We start from the raw sequence: 18,440 nt of genomic DNA, 5'->3' as shown, positions 1-18,440 counted from the left end.
TGGAGGATGTCCTCCATGTCCTCGGCCCGGTGCCGGTAGCGGGCGGCGATGAAGCGCACCAGCGGCATGTTGAGCTCGATGATCGTGCCGCGGACGTAGCTGTAGGCGCGGCTCTCGCGGGCCAGCCCGGCCAGCCGCTCGAACAGCGCATCGCTGAGCTCCCGCGCCTCGGACTTCCCCATGCGGCGGAGTTCGGCCGCGGTCGGTCTTGGTGGCAGATCGGGCGGCAGGCTCGGGGGCGCGGATCGGCGGTCGGTGGTTTCCATGCGGATGGACACTTGAGTTCTCCAGCACATCAGGGTGAACGCCCGACGACGCGTGCGGGCTGGTACCGCGCATCGCGGACTTCTTCCCCAGGACCTGTGCCCGGCTTTTTCAAGCGCGGTCCCGGTGGCACCGTCCAGGTGCTCGAAGCGGCCGGAACAATCACGGCCACCACTTCGCCTTCTACCCGGGAATCGGCTTCCGACGCGCGTTCCGGCTGTTCTCCTGCCCGGCTTCGGCTGGTCACGGACCACCGTGGACCGGGCCCGGTCGGGAAGGACCCCGGCTCCAGCCCTCAGATCCGGCGTTCGCGGCGGTTCGGCGGGCCCGGCGGGAGCGCGACCTCCAGCCAGACCAGCTTTCCGCCACCCTCGGGGGTACAGCCCCAGGACCGCGCGAGTCGGTCCACCACGCGCAGGCCGTGTCGGCCCGGACGGCCCGGGTCGGCGTGCGGGCGCAGCTCGGGCGGCACCGGGCTGGTGTCCGTGACCTCCGCCCGCAGACGGCGCCCGTCCCACCTCAGCCGCAGTTCGCCCGGTCCACCGGAGGTGTGCAGGCAGGCATTGGTGACCAGTTCGGCGACCATCAGCAGGAGGTCCTCGGCGACCGCCAGTCGTTCCTCGTCCGCGGTGGGCAGCCAGGACCAGGACCGCAGCGCCTCCCGGGTGAGTTCAAGGCCCGCTTGCACGGCGCCCTCGCGACCGGAGAACGCGAGCCGTCTGGTCTCCTCCGTACCCGGGACCTCGATGGGTGGTGGCGCTCCGCCCGGGCCGGTCGTGCCGTTCGGCCCGGGCAGCAGCACGTGCCCGAAGCGGTCCATGCCGGCCTCCTCACGTCGGTACGTTCGCCGCGGTGCGGCCGCCGCGTACGGTGTAGCGCGCCGGGCCGGGGCGGATCCGGACTCCCCCGGCTCCGGTGACCGTGAACGGCCACGCCGCCCGGGGCTCGCGTCGGTCGACTGCCCATCGTCCATGTCCTGGTCCATGTCCGACGCCTGCCCGGTTCGGCCACGGCTACACGCCCGCCGTAGCGGATGACGATCGGGACGGCGGGCGCCGGCGGGACGGTTGGACCGGCCGCCGGTCGGGTGTCCCGGCTGCCGGCTCAACCGTCCCGCCCGGATGGTCACCCTCCGTCGGGGCGCGGGGCGGGAAGCGGGCGGTGCCGCAGGGCGTCCTCGACGGTGGGGTGGACGGGGAACAGCGCGGCGGTCCCGGTGAGCTCCAGCACCCGCAGCGTCCGCCCGGAGGGGGCGACCAGCACCACGGGGATGCCGATGTCGAGCGCGCGCCGGCGGGCGGCGAGGAGCAGGTTGAGACCGGTGCAGGTGAACAGCTCCACACCCGCCAGGTCGACCGCGAGCAGGGCGGGACGCCGGACGAGCGCGGCATCGAGTGCCCGGGCGGCGACGGGCTCGCCGTCCAGGACCATGTCCCCGGTGAAGAAGCACACGAGGGCGTCACCGACCCGGACGGTCTCCGCCTTCAGGCAGGGCGGCACGGCCCACTCCTCGGGCCGGGAGCCGCGCCGTGCGGGCACGCCGGACCCTCCGTCGACGGCGGCCCGCCCGGGCCGGGCGGACGCGATGCGTTCGAGGTCCTGCCACAGGTCGAGGGCCCGCTCGTGAAGCCCCGACGCGGTGCTGCTGCCCTCTTCGAGGGCCGTCAGGTAGGCGTCGACGCCGGTGACGGCGTGGCGCACCTGCCGGCACAGCGGCTCCCCGCAGGTGCGGGGGTCCCGACCGCCCTCGCGGGGCGGCCCCAGGCAGTCGACCAGCCGGGACCTCAGCCGTTCCAGCCCGTGCCTGCTCATCGGGTCCATTGGAACCATCTCCAGAAGCAGTACCGCCGTCGGATCCGCGGCGGAGGCACTGCGGAGTGCGGCTGTTCCAGTCTTCGCCCGTCCATCAGACATGTCAACCATTGCACGAATCTTCTGTCGTGTATCAGCAGTCGTGAAACAGGAGTCCTATCGTGGAGGGATGGACAACAGCACGACGCCCGAACGTCAATGGACCTTCCTGACCAACCACGCCCGCGTGCTGGTCCAGATCGCCCGCGACCCCGGCATCCGCGTGCGCGACATCGCCACCAGCTGCCTGCTCACCGAACGCGCCGTCCAACGCATCATCGCCGACCTCGAACAGGCCGGATACCTCAGCCACGAACGCCGCGGCCGCACCAACCACTACCGCGTCGTCACCAGCAAGCAACTGCGTCACCCCGCCGACGCCGGCCCCACCATCGCCGAACTCCTCGCCACCCTCCTGCGCTGATGCCCACGACGACGGCGAAGGCGTCGCCGGGACGCCGGAGGGTCCCGGTGGCGGTGGTCTCCCCTGCGCTCAGCCGAAGCGGACCGAGTGGTACGGGGCGTCGCTGAACTCGATCGTGGACTTCTCCCCCAGGACCGCGTCGGCCGCCCCGGCACACGCGCCGTCGGTGAACAGTTGCGCGTTCCGGTCCGTACCGTTCCCCCACCGCGTCCACCGCGAGCCGACCGGCGAGGGAGCGGGCGGCACGGCGTAGCAGCCGGCGGGGTCCTCCAGGACGAAGTAGGCCAGCGCGTACTGGCAGCCCCAGGGCCCGCAGTCCTGGGCACGGACCGCGAACGTGCCGATGGCCCTGGTCGGAGCGGCCGAGGCCGGTCCGGCGGGCGCCCTGGGCGCCGCCTGTACCGGGACGGGAGCGCCCAGCAGGGACAGCACCAACACCAGCGGGGCGGAGGAGACGAGGGGGAGGACGCTTCTGCGCATGGGAACCTTCCTTCGGCCCGGCGGCACCGGCAGGGCCGGGTGACGTGCCGGGCGGCGGGCGGTCGCCTCTCACCGGGCCCATTGCCCGGGGACGCCCGCCCAGATGCTCTCCTTCCTCCCCAGGACCAGGGGCCCCATAGTCCCGACGGAACTCGAACAGATGAACCCGCTCTGTGCCTGTGCGCCCCTCGCGCACCCGGAGGTTCGAAATGCGTTTCGCTCGCGACCTGACATTTCCGCGCACGAAATCGCCCGGGCCGGCTCCAATAAGCCGACCCGGGCGATTTCACCTCCCCGGTATCACGCGTTCTTCCGCGAGGATCCGGGGCATGGCCACCGGGCGAGCCCGTCTACTGGGCCTTGTCGAGATAGAATTTCTCGTTCTCGCCGCCGTTGGCCTTGACCTGGCAGTTCACCGTCCCCCCGGGGCCGGTGGCGGAGGTCACCCCGCTGCCGGTCACCATCCTCAGGAAGATACCCGGGAACGCCGCCGACTCGAAGGAGAACGAACCGTCGGCCTGGGCACGGGCGTTGAACTTCTCCCAGGGGCCGATGCCGTATTGGCAGTTGACCGTCCCACCTCCGGCCATGGTGACGGGGACGCCGTTTCCGTCCATGCGCAGGAACACGTTCGGGAAGGCCGCCGACTCGAACGAGTACGAGCCGTCGGTCTGCGGCCGGACCCTGTACGCCGTCCAGGGGCCGGTGCCGTACTGACAGTTGACCGTCCCTCCGCCGTGGTCGGCGGAGGCGGTCACCCCCGTTCCGTCCATGCGCAGGAACACGTTCGGGAAGAACGTCGACTGGATCGTGACCGGTGCGTCTCCGAGCTTTGCGAGGTCGGCTGCCGACAAAGGCATGATGGCCTCTCTCCTTCTGTCTGAGGTGTAGCGGACGAGTCGAACCCGGCGCCGCGGCCGACAGCGTCTTCGGCGCCGGATATCGGGCTTGGGGAGCGCACTCAGTTCGGCATACGCGAGTTCGGCGTACTCGGTCCGGCCGTTTCCGCGTCCGCCCGCGGGAGCGTTTCGGACCGCTCCGTGCATACGCCCCCGCCGGCCCCGTGAGCCGCTTCCCGAAAAGGGAAGCCCATCGAATTGCGGGATAGGACGGCATCACAGACCCCCCCGCCTTACGCTCCCATTTTCTTTCCTGCCGCTGCGGGCCGGGGACTCACTGTATTTGGGTCGGCACAGCCTGTCCAGGCTGTGCGCTTCGGCAATGTCGGCCGAATCGCGGCGGCGCTGACAGGGATCCGGCGGGCCGGCACCGGTTGGGTCGGTGCCGAGCCGCCGCCCGGACGGTGCACCTGGGGCCGCTCGTCGGCGTCGGCAGCGCTGCGGGAGGCCGGGGACCGACCAGGGCCAGGCGTGTGCCCGGCCGCCCGCCGGGCAGCGGCCCGATAACCCGTGGCCGTCCAGCCCGCCCGCTGTGAAACTGGCCCGATGGAAGAAGCGCCCACCGCACCGACGCCCGTCGTCCTCGGCATCGACGACCTGCGACCGCTCCCCGGCGCCACACGGATCGCCCGCACCAGCCGCGAAGGCACCCGGCTCCTGGAGGAGCACCGCGACGGCTTCATCGACGAACTCTGGCTCGACCACGACCTCGGCGGCGACGACACCGTCATGCCCGTGGTGGCCCTCCTGGAAGAAGCGGCCTTCGAGGGACGGCCCTTCCGGATCGGAACGGTCTACGTCCACAGCGCCAACCCCGTCGGCTCCGCCTCCGTCGTCCGGTCACTCACGCGCTGGAACTACCGTGTCCGGCGGGCGTCTGCCCAGGATCCGGTCGGGCGTTCCGGGGGCGACGCCATCGGCGGTGCGTGAGGGGGTGCCACTGGAGTGGGAGCTCCAGTGGTGTCCGACCCCGGGGGGACGGTCCAGCTCCCGCGGCCCCGTCCGGCCGTCGGCCTCGCTGACGCGGTGCGGCCGCGGCCGATGTCCGCGGCCGCCGCGTCGTGGACCTGCGGGAGCGGCCTGGGCGGTGCATCCGCGTCGTCGCCGCGCGGTTGTGGAGCATCGAGAACAACCTGTCCATCTCGAACATGGACTTCGACGACTTCGCCGGGAACGTCGACGCCGACGGCGTGTTCAGGGGCTTCTGACCATCGGCCGCCGATCAGGCGGCCACCGCCGACGCCCGGCGGTGACAGCCCGGTCGCGGATCACCGGCCTGCCAACGGACCACGGATCGCGGCGGCTTCCGACCACGACATTCCCCGGATCCCCGGCTCACGCGACACCGCCGAAGACGTCAGAGGTGCAGCATGGCCACGACCGCCGGGGGCGGGCCCCACGACGCAAGATACGGTCCGTCACATGTCGAAACACGGACGACGGATCCGCCTGACCGCCGGGGCTGCCATGGCCCTGCTCGGTGGCGGGTTCGCGATCAACGCCTGGATGAACCGGGTTCCGGAAACCAGGGTCTACGAGGGCACCGTGGCCGGCAAGCCGCTGCTGGTCGGCTCGGACGGCCGGACCCTGACACTGAGCATCGGGTGGGGTTGTGAGAAGCAGCCCGAACTCGTGGCCCGCGAGTCCGCCGACGCGGTGAAGGTCTCCCTGCGGCACACAGTCCCCCCGGGGTTCTGCGACCGGGTGGCATCGGACAGATCACGACCCACCTGAACAGACCGCTCGGGACCAGGGCGCTGAACGACGCCTCCGGCAAGCCCGCCGTCCACTTCGACGAGCGCGACCTCCTCCGGCCCGTGTTCCTGCCGGAGAACTACTCCCCCTATCCCGCGGGCAGGATGGTCCACCTGCCCGGTCTGGCCCCGCTCCCGACCGACACTCCGGCCTGGGCCAGCGGGTACCGACTGGGGACGGGCCCTGAACAAGGCAATCTGATCATCAGCCAGACCCTCCGGAACAGCGCACCACCGGACGGCCGGGCCGCCCTGGTCAAGGGCCACCCCGCGGCCATCACGCAATCCGATCCGAACGGCGGGCCCCGTTCGCTGACCTGGTCGGACGGGACCTACACCTTCGTCGTCACGACCGGCGCTCCCCCGCGGCTCTCGGACGAGGAACTCGTCCGCGTCGCCGAGAATCTGCGGTGACCGACACCACGACGACGTCCGGCGGCCGTCCGTCAGGCTGCCCCAGCAGAGTCGCGGCCGCTCCTGCGCCGGTCAGGGCGGAGAACCTTCATCGAGCCAGACGCCCCCGCCTCCGGGGCTGCCGGGGGCGGGGGCGTCGGGTGCGGGGTGGGTCCGGGTCAGCTGCGGGTGACCACGAGCTGGCTCGAGCCGTCCGGCAGGCCCGCGATGGCGGCGCGCTGGGCCGGGAAGGTGCTCGCGCCGTACGGGCCCTGGACGGCGGCGAAGCCGGACCAGGAGCCGTTGCCGAAGCGGGTCTCGTGGTAGACGTTGCCGTCGCCGCCGACCACCGCCACCTGGGACGAGCCGTCCGGCAGGCCGGCGATGCCGACCGTCCGCGCGGCCATGGTGGGCGTGCCGACGCCGGGGAGCGCGGCGAAGCCGGACCAGTTGCCGTCGGCGAAGCGGGTCTGGTGGTAGACGTTGCCGTCGTTGCCGATCGCCAGGACCTGCGAGGAACCGTCCGACAGGCCCGTGATGGCCACCCGGCCGGCCGCCATCCGCGAGCTGTTCACCCCGGGGAGCGGGGCGAAGCCGCTCCAACTGCCGTTGGAGAAGCGGGTCTGGTGGTAGACGTTGCCGTCGTTGCCGATCGCCAGGACCTGGGCGGAGCCGTCGGGCAGGCCGGCGATGGCGACGTCCCCGGCCGCCATGGTCGGGGTGCCGACGCCGGGGAGCGGGGCGAAGCCGGACCAGTTGCCGTCGGAGAGGCGGATCCGGTGGTAGACGTTGCCGTCGCTGCCGACGGTCAGGACCTGTGAGGAGCCGTCCGGCAGGCCCGCGATGGCGGCCCGGCGGGCCTGGGTGGCGGGCGTGCCGTCGTCGGGGAGCGCGGCGAAGCCGCTCCAGCTGCCGTTCGCGGCGCGGACCCCGTGGTAGAGCCGGCCGTCCAGGCCGATGCCCAGCTCCTGCGAGGAGCCTCCCGGCAGCCCGGCGATCGCGGCCTCCGAGCCGCGGAAGACGCCCGCCCCGCCCGTCAGCGGGCTGAAGCCGGGCCAGGCACCCGAGCTCTGGCGCACGCCGAGGAAGAGCGCGGAGGACAGGGACGGCGGGGCGCTGGTGAGCTGGATGTCGACGTAGTCCTGGTCGATCGCTATCGAGTAGCCGCCCCAGCTCTCCGGGTTCGCCGGCGAGGCGTACTGGTGGGCGCGCTGGTGGTTGGACCAGTAGCCGGCCGGTATCGACGGGTCGGCGGTGTCCTCCTTGCCGTTCCAGTTGGCGCTGAAAACGGCGTCGGGCATGGTGTAGGCGCTGTTGCCGGCGTTGGCGGCGAGGTCCTTCATGCCGGACGAGGAGCTGCTGTAGACGCCGGAGTTGTAGCCCCAGGCGTGCAGTTCGTTGGTCCAGGCGGTGAGGAAGGCGAGCACCGTGGCCGAGTACTGCGGGGTGGTGTAGCCCTCCATGTCGTAGTAGAGGATCGTGCCGGGGCCGAAGCCGAGGGCCTGGGCCTGGGCCACCGCGTCGTCGGCGGCGTTGGCGCCCTCGGTGGCGGGGTAGGCGATCTTCGGGGCCTGCACGCCGACGTACAGCGGCATGAAGGACCAGCCCGCGGACTGCTGCTGCTGGACCCAGGAGGACGTCAGGTTCGGCTGGGCGCAGCCCCGCCTGACACCGCCGATGTAGATGCCGACCGCCCGGTACGGGGAGGAGGTCATCCACGCGTTCATCGCGGCGCCGGAGGGCGCCGTGCAGGCGTCGAAGCCCTTGCCGGTGTAGTTCGTCGCCGACGCGGGCACCTGGGCCGCGGCGGCCATCGGTGCGGCCATGGCCCGGCTGGACGGCGCGGCGGCGGACTTGGGCGCGGCGGACTTCGCGGCGGGAGCCGTCGGGGCTGCGGCGGGCGCCGGCTCCGGTCGGTGTTCCGGCGCGGGGGTGAGCCCGGCACTGGTGATGATCCGGCGCACCAACGGCTGGTCCGTGTCGTACGTACCGGTCACCGCGACGACGCCGTCCTCCGCGCGGATCGTCTGCGCGACCGGGTTGGAGCCCTCCCGGTCGGGCACGGCGCCGGCGGCGGGTTCGACCAGCAGGGCCTCCGAGCGGCCGGTCAACCGCGGCGGGCAGACCTGCTGTTCGCCCGGGTGGCCGAGGTACACCGCGTGCTGGTCGAAGCGGACACAGGCCTGCGGGTCCGCCGCCAGGTCGACGACCGGCCAGGCCGTGGGCACCTGGAAGACGCGGCCCTGGTAGGTCACCTTCTTGGTGTCCGGGCTTCCGGCGGGGGCGGCTACGGCGGAGCCGGCGGCGGGCGCCGCCATGAGGACGGCCGCCGCGACGACCGCGGCGCTCCGGAGCGCTGTCATACGGGTCTTCACCCAGATATCTCCTGACACGACGAAAGGCCGCACGCCGACAGGTCGGCCGCGCGGCACGGGCACGTCACCCTATCCGCGCCCTCGGACAGGTGGTGTCGCAGGCCCCTCCGGTCCGGCCGACCGTCCGTCGGCCGTCGCCCCGGGGCCCGCTCCCGCGCGTCGGGTCAGCCCGGCGGACAGGACGCGTTCTGTTCTCAACTCCGGTCGTGTGTGGGACCGTTGGCAGCGGGCGTCGTCACGGAGAGACCCGGATCGCGGGGGAACGGGGTGGTGGACATGACGGACCGGCCGGGCCCGTACGGACCGAACCGCCGGGGCCTGCTCGCCTCGGCCGGCGCCCTGCTGGCCGGCGGCGCGGCCTCGGGCCTGCCGGGGGCCGCGGGGTCCGCCGGAGGAGCCGCCCCGGCGGAGGCCCCGGGCCGGAGCTCGGCGGTGATCCGGCGGGGCGACCCCCGGTACGCGAGCCTGCTGCGGGGCGACAACTTCCGCTTCGCCGGCGACCCGGACGAGATCCGGGTCGCCGCCACCACCGAGGACGTCGTACGCGCCGTCACGGAGGCCCTGCGCTCCGGGCGGAGGATCGCGCCGCGCAGCGGCGGCCACTGCTTCGAGGACTTCACCGCCGATCCGGGCGTCCGCCTGCTGCTGGACCTCTCCCCCATGGACGCGGTCGGCTACGACCCGGAGCGGCGGGCGTTCGCCGTCCGGCCCGGCGCCACGCTCGGGCGGGTGTACCGGGCGCTGTTCACGGGCTGGGGCGTGACGGTCCCGGCGGGCGCGTGCCCCGAGGTGGGCGCCGGCGGGCACTTCGCCGGCGGCGGGTACGGGCCGCTCTCGCGCCGCTACGGCTCGGTGGTGGACCACCTCCACGGCGTGGAGGTGGTGGTGGCGGACCGGGCCGACCGGGCGCGGACGGTGGTCGCCACCCGTGAGCCGGACGACCCGCACCGGGACCTGTGGTGGGCCCACACCGGCGGTGGCGGCGGCAACTTCGGCGTGGTCACCCGCTACTGGCTGCGCTCCCCGGACGCGACGGGCGACGACCCGTCCCGGCTGCTGCCGCCCTCGCCCCGCGAGCTGAAGGGCTACCAGGCGGTCTGGGCCTGGGACGAGCGGATGACGGCGCGGGCGTTCACCACCCTGCTGCGCAATTTCGGCACCTGGCACGAGCGTCACAGCGAGCCTGGCTCCCCGTACGCGGGCCTGTACGCCATCCTCTCGGTGGCCCGTCGCGGCGGCGGCCCGATCACGATGTTCGTGCAGGCCGACGCCACCGTCCCCGACCTGGACCGGATGGTGGCCGAGCTCGTGTCCGCGGTCGGCGCGGGCACCGGCGTCGAACCCGCCGTCGACCACCGGACCGTACCGTGGCTGCACGCCCTCACCTGGCCGGGCGCGGGAGCGGCCGGGGACATGTTCAGCCGGCGCTACAAGCTCAAGGCGGCGTACCTGCGCCGCTCGTACACCGATGCCCAACTCGCCACCGCCTACGGCTGGTTGACGGATGGCTCCGCCGTCGCGCACGGCGGTCTGCTGTTCGTCGGCTACGGCGGCCAGGTGAACGCGGTGGCGCCGGGGGCGACCGCGACCGCCCAACGGGACGCGGTGATGAAGGTCGTCTACCAGACGGTGTGGACGGACGAGCGGGAGGACGCGGCGAGCCTCGCCTGGGTGCGGGGGTTCTACCGCGCGATGTACGCGGACACCGGCGGCGTGCCGGTGCCCGGCGAGGTCAGCGACGGCTCGTACATCAACTACCCCGACGCCGACCTCGCCGACCCGGCCTGGAACCGCTCCGGCGTCCCGTGGCACACCCTCTACTACAAGGACGGCTACCCGCGGCTCCAGGCCGTGAAGGCCCGCTGGGACCCGTACGGGCTCTTCCGGCACACCCTCTCCGTCGAGCCCCGGCCGGCCCCGTGACGCCGCTCCGGAACAGCCGGGTCCCGTACGGAGGAACGGCGGGTCAGCGGACGGTCACCTGCCAGGCGCTGTAGGCCGTGGCCATGCGGCCGGCGATGCCGGGGCAGTAGTAGGTCGACGGGCTCATGGTCGCGGCGGGGAAGACGGTCGAGTTGGAGGGGCCGGCGTCGCTCCAGGCGCCGGTGGCGGGGGTGCGGACCTTCAGCCCGGTGGTCTCGACGACCCGTCCGCTCAGGTCCTGGCAGACGCCCACGTTGCCGGTGGCCGTCCGGTCGGAGTAGTACTCGAACATGTCCCAGCCGTAGTCGAGGCCGGTCTGGTCGGTGCCCCGGCTGGTGAAGAACGGGTCCCAGGTGCTGGTGGCGACGTTGTAGAGGGAGGCGCTCCAGGTGTTGGTCCGGGCGTCGGTGAGCTGGACCTGGACGCTGTAGGCGGAGCGGCCGTTCACGGTGGCGCCGTACTTCCGGAGGAAGGCGGCGTCGATGTCGACGGTCGCGCCGACCGCCTGGGAGGGGTCGGTGGTGCACCAGTCCCAGGCCCATATCTGGGCGCTGTCCCGGGTGTGGACGGTGACCATCTCGATGCAGGAGTTGCTGCGCGGCTTGGTGGTGGGGGCGTAGAGGAAGTCGTTGGCGCCGCTCAGGCGCAGCGCGTCGTCGAGGGTGTGGGTGGCGATGACGGCGTCGTAGCCGGTGTTGCCGTTGGGGCCCAGCTCGGTGCCCCACCACCGGTGGGCCTGGGCGGCGATCGGTGCCGGGGCGGTGCGGTTCGTGGCCGTCTCCGAGGGCCGCGCCTCCGTGGCGAGGCCCGCGCGCAGCTCGCGGAACCGCTGGACGGCGGGCCGGTCCTGCGGCCTGATGCCGGCGTCGCCGAGGACGCGGCCGGACACGGGGGCGCCCGTCGGCGCGTCGGCCCGCGGGGCGGCCGGGTGGGCGGCGTGGGCCGGAGCCGACGCCGGGACCGGGGTCGCCTGGGCGCCAGGTGCGAGGGCGGTTCCGGCGACGGCGAGGGCACACGCGCCGGCGGCCGCGGCCGCGGTCCTCAGTACGGACGAACGGCGCGATAGTGTCGTGCTCATGACACTCCTAGGTGTGGGGGAACCCGAAGGGGGTGGCAGCCGCCGCCCGCCGGGGAGCGGACCGGATGCGTGGGGGGATCCGGTCACCGGCGAACGGAGCGGGTGGCCATCAGCGTGGGCCAGGCCCCGGCACGACACAATCCGGCTGCCGGAAGTACCCATACTCAATCAATCCACCCGGCCTGAAGGCCGGTTGCCCACCCGGGCGTCCGAACCCCGAACCGCGGGCATCCTCACGATCGGGCCCGGCGGGCGGGCGCAGCCCCGTACGCACCGCCAGGACGTACGCACCGTCAGGACGTACGCACCGCCAGGACGAGCGGAGGCGAGCATGAACGACCCCTGGAAGGCCGTGCTCCACGGTTCCCTCGCCAACCCGACCCGCCCCGGGACGGTCCTGCTGGTGGAGGGCCCGGCCGGCACCGGCAAGTCGCACCTCGTGGCAGGGCTCCGCCGCCGGCACCCGGCCGGCTCCGGCTGCCTGACCCTGACCTGCGCCGACCCGTCCGACGACGACGCACAGCACGCCCTCGACGCCCTCACCCGCGCCTTCGGCGACCCGACCCGGACCGCCGTCCCGACCCTGCTGGTCGTGGAGGACGTCCACCGGGCCGACGAACGCACCAGGCGCCGGATCCGGCGCCTGGCCCGCACCCTCCCGAACGGCTGCGCCCTGGTGCTCACCTGGCGGCCCGAGGACCTTCCCACCGCCCGGCCCCTGCTGGGCGAGCCGCTCTCCTGCCCGCCCGGCACCGCCGTCCTCCGGATCCGGACCGGTCCGCTCCCGGCCGCGGCGGCACGGGAGTTGGCCGAACGGACCCTGGGCACCCGGTGCCCGGACGATGTGATCGAGCGGCTGTACGCGGTCACCGGCGGCGTCGCCCAGGTGCTCGTGGACGTCCTGCCCGTCCTGGCCGGCACCGTCCTGGCGGGCACTGCCCCGGACGGCCCGACCGTGGACGCCGTCGAGGCGCTGGAGGCCCCACCACGCCTGGCCGAGACCGTACTGCGCCGACTCGCCCACCTCCCGTCGGACGCCCGGCGGTTGGCGCACGCCGCGGCGGTGCTGGGCGAACCGGCCTCCGAAGCCGAGCTGGCAGCCCTGACCGACCTGACGGCGGAGACGGCGCGCCGCATGCTCCTCGCCGCCCTCACCGCGGCCGTGCTGACCGACCTCGACCCCCGGCGGTACGGCTTCCGCGTGCCGCTCGCCGCCCGGGCCGTGGCCGCGAGCCTCCCCGCCCCCGAACGCGCCGACCTGCACCACCGGGCGGCGCAGGTGCTGAGACGGCGCGCCGACGTCCCCTGGCCGCAGGTCGCCGGGCACCTCCTGGCGGCAGGGGTCCGCCGCGGCCTGGTCCGGGCCGCCGAGCGCGCCGCCGAGACCCACGCCGCCGCCGGACAGCACCGCGAAGCCGCCCGGCTCCTCCAGGACCTGCTCGCCGACCGCCGGATCCCCGGCCCCGCCCGCGCGAGGCTCGCCACGGCGGCCCTGCGCCGCATCGCCGGGTTCACCCTTCAGGACGCCGGCGCCCTGCTCGACACCCTCACCGGCGCCCCGCTCCTGCCCGGCCCGCTGCGCGCCCAGGCCCGGGTGCTGCAGGGGCTGTCGCTGTGCACCCCGACGACACCGGACCACGACGGCTGGCTGCACCTGGAGCGCGCCGCCAGGACCCTCCCCGACGAACCCGGCCTCGCCGCCCGCGTCCTGGCCGCGATGTCCATGCCGCACTGGCCCGGCATCCCCCTCGCCGAGCACCGGCAGTGCGCGGAGCGGGCGGGCGCCGCGCTGGCGGGCACCACCGACCCCGTCCTGCGGGCCGCCGTCAACGCCAACCTCGTCGGACTGCTCCTGACCCTCGGCGACCCCGGGGCCGAACAGGCGCTCCCGGCCCCGCCGTTGGGGGAGGACGAGGACAACGGTGACGCCGCGTCGGCCGGCCACCGGGCCCGCGCCCTGTGCAACGCCGCCGACGCCACCCTGTGGCTCGGCCGCTACCACGACAGCCGGTCGTTCCTCGAACGCGGCGCGGCCCTGGCCGGACGCCACCACGCCGGCCCCCACGTCGCCCACGGCATCCGCAGCATCCGGCTGCTCCTCGACTGGGCCACCGGCCGCTGGACGGGCCTCGCCGACCGGGCCGCCGACCTGGTCGCGGACACCGCGCGAACCCCGGTGCTCGGCCACGAGGCACGAACCGTCCTCGCCGCGCTGTGCCTCGCCCGCGGCGAGTGGTCGCAGTGCCGGGCCTGGCTGGCCGGCGGCCTGGCGCCGCACCCGGACCAGCAGTTGGCACCGGTGGCGGCGCTCTCCTCGACCGTACTCGTCCGGCTGGCCCTGGCCCGCGGCGACCACGACGACGCCAGAGCGCACGCGACGCAGGCCTGGGGACGGCTGCGGAGCAAGGGCATCTGGGCCTGGGCGGCGGAACTGGCGCCCTGGGCCGTCACGGCGGCGCTGAGCGCTGGCGACCCCGCCACGGCCCGGACGATGGCCCGGGACCTCCGCACGGCCCCCGCCGCCCCGCACCTGCCCCTCGCGGCGGCCGCCCGACGGTGGTGCCTCGCCACCCTGGCCGAGCACGACGGGGACCTCGCGCGCGCCGCCGACGGCTACCGCGCCGCCGCGGACGCCTACGCCGCGCTGCCCCGCCCGTACATGGCCGCCTTGGCGGCGGAGGCAGCGGCCCGCTGCGCCGCGGCTGCGGGCGAAGGCGAGGGTGCCGACCGCGACACCGTCGACCGGCTGACCGACGCCCTCCTCGTGCTGACCGGGCTCGGCGCCACCCACGACGCCGCCCGCGTCCGCTCCCGCCTGCGCGCCCTCGCACCCCCACGCCGAGGCCGGCCCGCCCATCCCGGGCTCTCCCCGCGCGAACGGGAGGTCGCCGAGCTCGCGGCCGGAGGCCTGACGAATCGTCAGATCGCGACCGCACTGCACCTGTCCACCAGGACCGTCGAGAACCACGTGGCCAGGGTGCTGCGCAAGCTGTCCGCGCCGTCCCGCCGGGACCTCCCCGCACGCCTCTGACGCGCGCCTCTACCGGCTCAACATCAGGGCCGCCCCGGAGCCCCGCCGTCGACCGGCAGCTCTCCCGGGAGGTAGCCGTAGCCGGCGCGGCCCGGCACCGCCTCGGCGAGGGCCCGGACCAGCGCGGCCGGCGGCGCCGCGAAGACCGCGGGGTAGTCGCACTCCCCCAGCTCCGGCCGCACCGGCCAGGCCAGCCGTTCCCGCTCCAGGTCGTACCGCGCGTCGACACCCTCGCGGTTGCCCCGGGCGTCCAGGCGGGCCCAACGGCCTTTCAGGTGCACGGCGTTGAGGGCGTGCAGCACGAAGTCGCCCTCGCCGTCCGTCAGCCGCTGGTAGCACAGGCCCGTCGGCACGCCCTGCGCTCGCAGCAGCGCCGCCAGCAGGTGGGCCTTGCCGTGGCAGATCGCGTTGCCCGCGGCCAGCACCTCCGAGGCGCGGAACGCCCCGCTGTAGGCGCCCGCGTCGGCGGAGTGCCGGACCTCGTCGCGGACGTGCTGGAAGGCCGCCTCGGGGGTGGCCAACTCGGCGGCCAACCGCCGCAGTTGCGGGTCCTGGTGGTCGATGACCCCGTCCGCCACGAGGTAGGCGGCGAGGTCGTCGGTCTCCGGTTGCAGGATCATGCCGCCCATCGTGCCCCGCCCCACGGGCCGCACGGGCGGAATTCCAGCCCGTGGACGGTCCGGCGCCCGGAGCGGGACGCCCAGGACCGGACCTTGGGGGCTACTTGGGGGCGGCGGTCATGGAGGCGACCGCGTCCGCCACGCTGCCCCGGTAGTTGCCCATCTTGGGGTTCAGGACGTGGGCCCCGGCGGGGAGCGGGAAGTTGCGGGTGTTCGCGAGGGGCATGTTGGTGCCCTCGCCGTCGACCAGCACGTTGATCTCGTTGATGCCGGGGGCGGTGCCGGTGGTGGCGCCGCTCGGGTCGAGGTCGATCACCGCGTAGGCGCTCCGGCCCGCCGGGACCGGGAACCGCTCCGTGCCACTGGCGAGCACCGGCTTGAGGTTCTTGCTCTGGTCCCGGGCGGCCGAGTCGCCCAAGTCGACGCCCGGGGAGGAGCTCAGGCTGCAGGCCTTCGCGCCGGTGTTGCGCACCTCGATCACCCACTGGTTGGCCGCCCCGGCGCGCGCCGACGCGTTGACCGAGAGGCTCTGGATGTCGCACGGCTGGGCGGCGGCACTCCCGCCACCGGCCCCGCCACCGCTCGACGGGCTCGCACCGGCCGGCGTGTGCGCGGCGGTGGGCGCCGCCGAGCCGGCGGAAGCCGGTGCACCCGGGGCCGGTGCGCCCGGAGCCGGTGCGCCCGCCGAGGGAGCACCGGCGGCCGCCTTGGTGGGCGCGGAGCTCGCCGAGCCGGCGGGCGCGTCGGTGTTCTCGGGCCCGCAGGCGGTCAACGCGAGCCCCGCCCCGACGACGAGGACGGCGGAGACGAACAGCGGGCGACGGCGGCGGACGGACATGGTGGCTCCCCGATGACGATGCGGACTGCTTGATCGAACACACCACAGGACGGCCGGACGACGGCATTCGGTGCCATCCGCAGCGTCACAATCGCCAGGACATGACAGGGACTGGACTGTGACACTCGGTCAGCCACAAGGCAGTTGACGGCACCCCTGGCCTGCCGGTATGCCCGGCCTCCCAGCCCGGCCCGGGTGCGGCGTATCCGCGGGAGTACTCCGGCCCGGGCCACCGGGGTTCCCATTCGCCTCACAGCACATGCGTCGGGGGACTCCCGTTGTGACGATGTCCCCATGAACCAGATCTAACGAACGGATAGGCGAATGGCAGCCTCGGGCTCTGTGACACGGCGTACGGCAGGTCGGCGTCCACCGCTGCGGCACGCGGTGGTGCCGCTCGGGGCGGTCGCCCTGGTCGTGGCACTGGCCGCTCCCGCCGCCGCGGCGGAACCGGCGAACGACGGGGTGGAGATCGCCACCGCGAGCACGTCCGGCCGTGTCCTGACCTGGACCGGCAGCTACTCCTGCGAGACGTCCATGCTGATCGCCGGCATCACGGTCACCGCCACGGACACCGCCGGCGGCTCCGGCTCGCAGACCATCCCGGTGAGCTGCCTGGACGGTTCCACCGGCCAGCCGGTCAGAGGTCAGGCGGTCAGCGGCCACGTCGACAACGGGCTCCTGAGATCGGGCGGCGACTGGGGCGACGACATCACGGTGACCATCACCCTGAACAGCGCACTCGGCACCGCGCTGGGCTACGACCGGATCGTGCTGCTCGACAACCAGGTGGGCGAGGTCTCCCTCGACGGCGCGACCCCGGACCAGAGCGGAAACCTGGCCGTCACCGGCGGGTTCACCTGCCCGGCCGCCGGCACCGGCACCATCACCGCCGACGAGAGCGCCCCGTTCCAGAGCCCCGTCCTGGCGACCGGCTCGCTGCCCCTCAGCTGCTCCGCGCCCGGAGCCCAGGCGACCTTCACCTTCCCCACCGCGAGCACCAGCCCCCGCGGCCGGGCCACGGGCACGGTGAAGTGGTTCAACTCCGAGAAGGGCTTCGGCTTCATCACCCCGGACAGCTCGACCGCCGACGTCTTCGTCCACTTCAGCGGCGCCACGGGAGGGACCCCCGGGAGCCTGGACGCCGAGCAGCGGGTGACCTTCTAACCGGCCCGCGTCTCCCGCCGACCTCCGGCCGGTCGCACCTGCCGGACAGGCCCGGTACCCCGGGGGCGTACAGAGCGCCTCCGCTCCGGTCCGACGAAGAAAGGGAACCCGCATGTCCGTACGTCGAAGCGCCCTGACCGTGTCCGCTGTCCTCGCCGCGCTGGCCACCGGCGTGGCACCGGCCGCCGATGCCGCCCCGGCAACCGCCTCGGAGATCCTGAACTGCACCGTGAACGCCGCCGTCACCTTCGACCCGGCGTTGTCGGCCGGCCCGGAGGCCACCACCGTGACGATCGGGGGGACGGCGACCGGGTGCACCGACTCCCAGAGCGGCCCGACGGCCGTGGTGGGCGGCACCGTCACCGCGACGCTCACGTTCGGCACGCTCAGCTGCAACCCGCTCACGGTGCCGGCGCTGGTCCCGGGCTCCACGGCGACCTTCACCTGGAACCTGCAGAACGGGACGCATGCCAGCAGCACCATCACCAACATCGCCGTCGTCGAGGTCGACGGGGCCGGCACCCTCACCGGAACCGTCACCGGCACCTCCTCGCGCCTCGCCGGGGAGACCCTGACCGCGGTCCTGAACATCGACAGCGACCAGCCGATCATCGACAACTGCGTCGACGTCCTCGCAGGCATTGGCCAGCCAATCGCCCACTCGACCCTCACCGCCGTCACCGCCTTCAGCTGACCCCGCACCACACCGGCCCCGGGCCCCGCGCGGTTCCGCCCACGGCGGGCATCACGGCACGCCGAGGTCCTACGGATGCCGCACGGGCTGACCGGTCTGCCGTTTCCCGGGAAACGGCAGACCGGTCAGCCCGGGGTGTCCCGGGAGGCCTAGCAGGACCAGCGGTGGGAGCGGAGGTGGACGCCGGTGCCGCCGTTCTGCGAGAAGTTGCCCCTCGCGCCCGCCGCCGTGCACACCACCCGCTGGCCCGTGTAGTTCGCGCCGGGGTAGAACGCCACCGGCCTGCCGGAGCCGCCGTGGTTGTACACCGAGCGGACCTTGGTGGTGGCGGACCAGCTGCAGCGGTCTCCGGACTGCCAGTCCGGGTCGTCGTAGGGCCAGGCGCAGACGCTGCCCGTCCCGTCGGGTCCGCTGTAGACGCAGACCCGCCCCTCCACGCACGACCACGGGTCGAGGGCGGCGTGGGCGGGCTGCGGGACGGCGAGCAGGGCGGCCGCGGCTGCGGCGAGGGAGGCGATGAGGCCGAGGTGCCTACGGGTGCGTTCCATGACGGTCTGTCCTTCCGGTGGGGGTTGTACGGTGTGCGCCAGGCCGGGCGTGGCCCGGACTTCTGGCGGGCCCCGGACTTCGGGCGGGCTCGGGCTCCGGG

Annotated in this window: 18 protein-coding genes and 1 pseudogene; 9 read left to right on the top strand and 10 right to left on the bottom strand. The window is 74.0% G+C overall.

Annotation, left to right across the window (positions count from 1 at the left end; genetic code table 11):
* The 3 genes and pseudogenes from ACWDD9_RS28010 to ACWDD9_RS28000 form a co-directional block, all read right to left on the bottom strand.
* Positions 1 to 182 (bottom strand): annotated as a pseudogene (locus tag ACWDD9_RS28010) (RNA polymerase sigma factor SigF); the annotation flags it as partial.
* Positions 183 to 559: 377 nt separating this feature from the next.
* Positions 560 to 1,084, bottom strand: a complete 525-nt coding sequence (locus ACWDD9_RS28005; RefSeq protein WP_375875111.1) for an ATP-binding protein — start codon at positions 1,082 to 1,084, stop codon at positions 560 to 562.
* 305 nt (positions 1,085 to 1,389) lie between these two features.
* Positions 1,390 to 2,076, bottom strand: coding sequence for an STAS domain-containing protein (locus ACWDD9_RS28000; RefSeq protein WP_449813045.1), 687 nt, complete (start codon positions 2,074 to 2,076; stop codon positions 1,390 to 1,392).
* A 169-nt stretch (positions 2,077 to 2,245) separates the two neighbouring features.
* On the opposite strand from ACWDD9_RS28000, the gene ACWDD9_RS27995 reads away from it, so the two are divergent.
* Positions 2,246 to 2,539: a helix-turn-helix transcriptional regulator gene (locus tag ACWDD9_RS27995; RefSeq protein ID WP_049649322.1), complete on the top strand. Its 294-nt coding sequence runs from the start codon at positions 2,246 to 2,248 to the stop codon at positions 2,537 to 2,539.
* A 69-nt stretch (positions 2,540 to 2,608) separates the two neighbouring features.
* Here the strand turns inward: ACWDD9_RS27995 and ACWDD9_RS27990 are convergent, their stop codons facing one another.
* Entirely contained in the window at positions 2,609 to 3,019 is a 411-nt protein-coding gene (locus tag ACWDD9_RS27990) for a hypothetical protein (protein WP_049649323.1), read from the bottom strand.
* Between the two features lie 350 nt (positions 3,020 to 3,369).
* Entirely contained in the window at positions 3,370 to 3,879 is a 510-nt protein-coding gene (locus ACWDD9_RS27985) for a fascin domain-containing protein (protein ID WP_449813044.1), read from the bottom strand.
* Between the two features lie 585 nt (positions 3,880 to 4,464).
* Here ACWDD9_RS27985 and ACWDD9_RS27980 point away from each other — a divergent pair.
* The 4 genes from ACWDD9_RS27980 (at position 4,465) to ACWDD9_RS27965 (ending at position 6,086) form a co-directional block, all read left to right on the top strand.
* Positions 4,465 to 4,848, top strand: a complete 384-nt coding sequence (locus ACWDD9_RS27980) for a cyclic-phosphate processing receiver domain-containing protein (RefSeq protein WP_049649325.1) — start codon at positions 4,465 to 4,467, stop codon at positions 4,846 to 4,848.
* Positions 4,849 to 4,979: 131 nt separating this feature from the next.
* Positions 4,980 to 5,126: a DUF6924 domain-containing protein gene (locus ACWDD9_RS27975; RefSeq protein WP_159028316.1), complete on the top strand. Its 147-nt coding sequence runs from the start codon at positions 4,980 to 4,982 to the stop codon at positions 5,124 to 5,126.
* Positions 5,127 to 5,340: 214 nt separating this feature from the next.
* Positions 5,341 to 5,652 (top strand): hypothetical protein, encoded by a 312-nt coding sequence (locus tag ACWDD9_RS27970; protein ID WP_449813043.1) that lies wholly within the window; start codon positions 5,341 to 5,343, stop codon positions 5,650 to 5,652.
* An 83-nt stretch (positions 5,653 to 5,735) separates the two neighbouring features.
* Positions 5,736 to 6,086: a hypothetical protein gene (locus ACWDD9_RS27965; protein ID WP_449813042.1), complete on the top strand. Its 351-nt coding sequence runs from the start codon at positions 5,736 to 5,738 to the stop codon at positions 6,084 to 6,086.
* Positions 6,087 to 6,244: 158 nt separating this feature from the next.
* Here the strand turns inward: ACWDD9_RS27965 and ACWDD9_RS27960 are convergent, their stop codons facing one another.
* Complete coding sequence (locus tag ACWDD9_RS27960) at positions 6,245 to 8,428, bottom strand: glycoside hydrolase domain-containing protein (RefSeq protein ID WP_449813041.1); 2,184 nt, start codon at positions 8,426 to 8,428, stop codon at positions 6,245 to 6,247.
* Positions 8,429 to 8,716: 288 nt separating this feature from the next.
* On the opposite strand from ACWDD9_RS27960, the gene ACWDD9_RS27955 reads away from it, so the two are divergent.
* Positions 8,717 to 10,363 carry an FAD-binding oxidoreductase gene (locus ACWDD9_RS27955; RefSeq protein WP_449813040.1) on the top strand — a complete coding sequence of 549 codons (1,647 nt, stop codon included), beginning with the start codon at positions 8,717 to 8,719 and terminating at the stop codon, positions 10,361 to 10,363.
* 43 nt (positions 10,364 to 10,406) lie between these two features.
* On the opposite strand, the gene ACWDD9_RS27950 is transcribed toward ACWDD9_RS27955, so the two are convergent.
* Positions 10,407 to 11,441, bottom strand: coding sequence for a hypothetical protein (locus ACWDD9_RS27950; RefSeq protein ID WP_449813039.1), 1,035 nt, complete (start codon positions 11,439 to 11,441; stop codon positions 10,407 to 10,409).
* 331 nt (positions 11,442 to 11,772) lie between these two features.
* Here ACWDD9_RS27950 and ACWDD9_RS27945 point away from each other — a divergent pair, with 331 nt between their 5' ends.
* On the top strand, positions 11,773 to 14,472 hold the full coding sequence (locus tag ACWDD9_RS27945; RefSeq protein ID WP_449813038.1) for a LuxR C-terminal-related transcriptional regulator: 2,700 nt from the start codon (positions 11,773 to 11,775) through the stop codon (positions 14,470 to 14,472).
* A gap of 23 nt (positions 14,473 to 14,495) precedes the next feature.
* Here ACWDD9_RS27945 and ACWDD9_RS27940 read toward each other — a convergent pair whose 3' ends face one another.
* Positions 14,496 to 15,092 carry a transglutaminase domain-containing protein gene (locus ACWDD9_RS27940; RefSeq protein ID WP_375875120.1) on the bottom strand — a complete coding sequence of 199 codons (597 nt, stop codon included), beginning with the start codon at positions 15,090 to 15,092 and terminating at the stop codon, positions 14,496 to 14,498.
* Between the two features lie 100 nt (positions 15,093 to 15,192).
* Complete coding sequence (locus tag ACWDD9_RS27935; protein WP_449813037.1) at positions 15,193 to 15,930, bottom strand: DUF4232 domain-containing protein; 738 nt, start codon at positions 15,928 to 15,930, stop codon at positions 15,193 to 15,195.
* Between the two features lie 1,029 nt (positions 15,931 to 16,959).
* Here ACWDD9_RS27935 and ACWDD9_RS27930 point away from each other — a divergent pair.
* A complete protein-coding gene (locus ACWDD9_RS27930; RefSeq protein WP_117491311.1) occupies positions 16,960 to 17,097 on the top strand; it encodes a cold-shock protein in 138 nt (45 codons plus the stop codon).
* A 112-nt stretch (positions 17,098 to 17,209) separates the two neighbouring features.
* The gene (locus ACWDD9_RS27925) at positions 17,210 to 17,791 is read left to right on the top strand and encodes a hypothetical protein (RefSeq protein WP_449813036.1); all 582 of its coding nucleotides are present in this window, start codon (positions 17,210 to 17,212) and stop codon (positions 17,789 to 17,791) included.
* A gap of 149 nt (positions 17,792 to 17,940) precedes the next feature.
* On the opposite strand, the gene ACWDD9_RS27920 is transcribed toward ACWDD9_RS27925, so the two are convergent.
* Positions 17,941 to 18,339 carry a peptidase inhibitor family I36 protein gene (locus tag ACWDD9_RS27920; protein ID WP_380744234.1) on the bottom strand — a complete coding sequence of 133 codons (399 nt, stop codon included), beginning with the start codon at positions 18,337 to 18,339 and terminating at the stop codon, positions 17,941 to 17,943.
* Positions 18,340 to 18,440 lie beyond the last annotated feature (101 nt).

This window comes from Kitasatospora sp. NPDC001119 (assembly GCF_053598475.1).
This window is presented reverse-complemented; position numbering and strand designations above follow the sequence as displayed.

Coding starts and splice junctions, on each gene's coding strand:
- ACWDD9_RS28005 (WP_375875111.1), bottom strand. CDS start 1,084: ATGGACCGCTTCGGGCACGTGCTGCTGCCCGGGCCGAACGGCACGACC.
- ACWDD9_RS28000 (WP_449813045.1), bottom strand. CDS start 2,076: ATGAGCAGGCACGGGCTGGAACGGCTGAGGTCCCGGCTGGTCGACTGC.
- ACWDD9_RS27995 (WP_049649322.1), top strand. CDS start 2,246: ATGGACAACAGCACGACGCCCGAACGTCAATGGACCTTCCTGACCAAC.
- ACWDD9_RS27990 (WP_049649323.1), bottom strand. CDS start 3,019: ATGCGCAGAAGCGTCCTCCCCCTCGTCTCCTCCGCCCCGCTGGTGTTG.
- ACWDD9_RS27985 (WP_449813044.1), bottom strand. CDS start 3,879: ATGCCTTTGTCGGCAGCCGACCTCGCAAAGCTCGGAGACGCACCGGTC.
- ACWDD9_RS27980 (WP_049649325.1), top strand. CDS start 4,465: ATGGAAGAAGCGCCCACCGCACCGACGCCCGTCGTCCTCGGCATCGAC.
- ACWDD9_RS27970 (WP_449813043.1), top strand. CDS start 5,341: ATGTCGAAACACGGACGACGGATCCGCCTGACCGCCGGGGCTGCCATG.
- ACWDD9_RS27960 (WP_449813041.1), bottom strand. CDS start 8,428: ATGACAGCGCTCCGGAGCGCCGCGGTCGTCGCGGCGGCCGTCCTCATG.
- ACWDD9_RS27955 (WP_449813040.1), top strand. CDS start 8,717: ATGACGGACCGGCCGGGCCCGTACGGACCGAACCGCCGGGGCCTGCTC.
- ACWDD9_RS27950 (WP_449813039.1), bottom strand. CDS start 11,441: ATGAGCACGACACTATCGCGCCGTTCGTCCGTACTGAGGACCGCGGCC.
- ACWDD9_RS27945 (WP_449813038.1), top strand. CDS start 11,773: ATGAACGACCCCTGGAAGGCCGTGCTCCACGGTTCCCTCGCCAACCCG.
- ACWDD9_RS27940 (WP_375875120.1), bottom strand. CDS start 15,092: ATGATCCTGCAACCGGAGACCGACGACCTCGCCGCCTACCTCGTGGCG.
- ACWDD9_RS27935 (WP_449813037.1), bottom strand. CDS start 15,930: ATGTCCGTCCGCCGCCGTCGCCCGCTGTTCGTCTCCGCCGTCCTCGTC.
- ACWDD9_RS27925 (WP_449813036.1), top strand. CDS start 17,210: ATGTCCGTACGTCGAAGCGCCCTGACCGTGTCCGCTGTCCTCGCCGCG.
- ACWDD9_RS27920 (WP_380744234.1), bottom strand. CDS start 18,339: ATGGAACGCACCCGTAGGCACCTCGGCCTCATCGCCTCCCTCGCCGCA.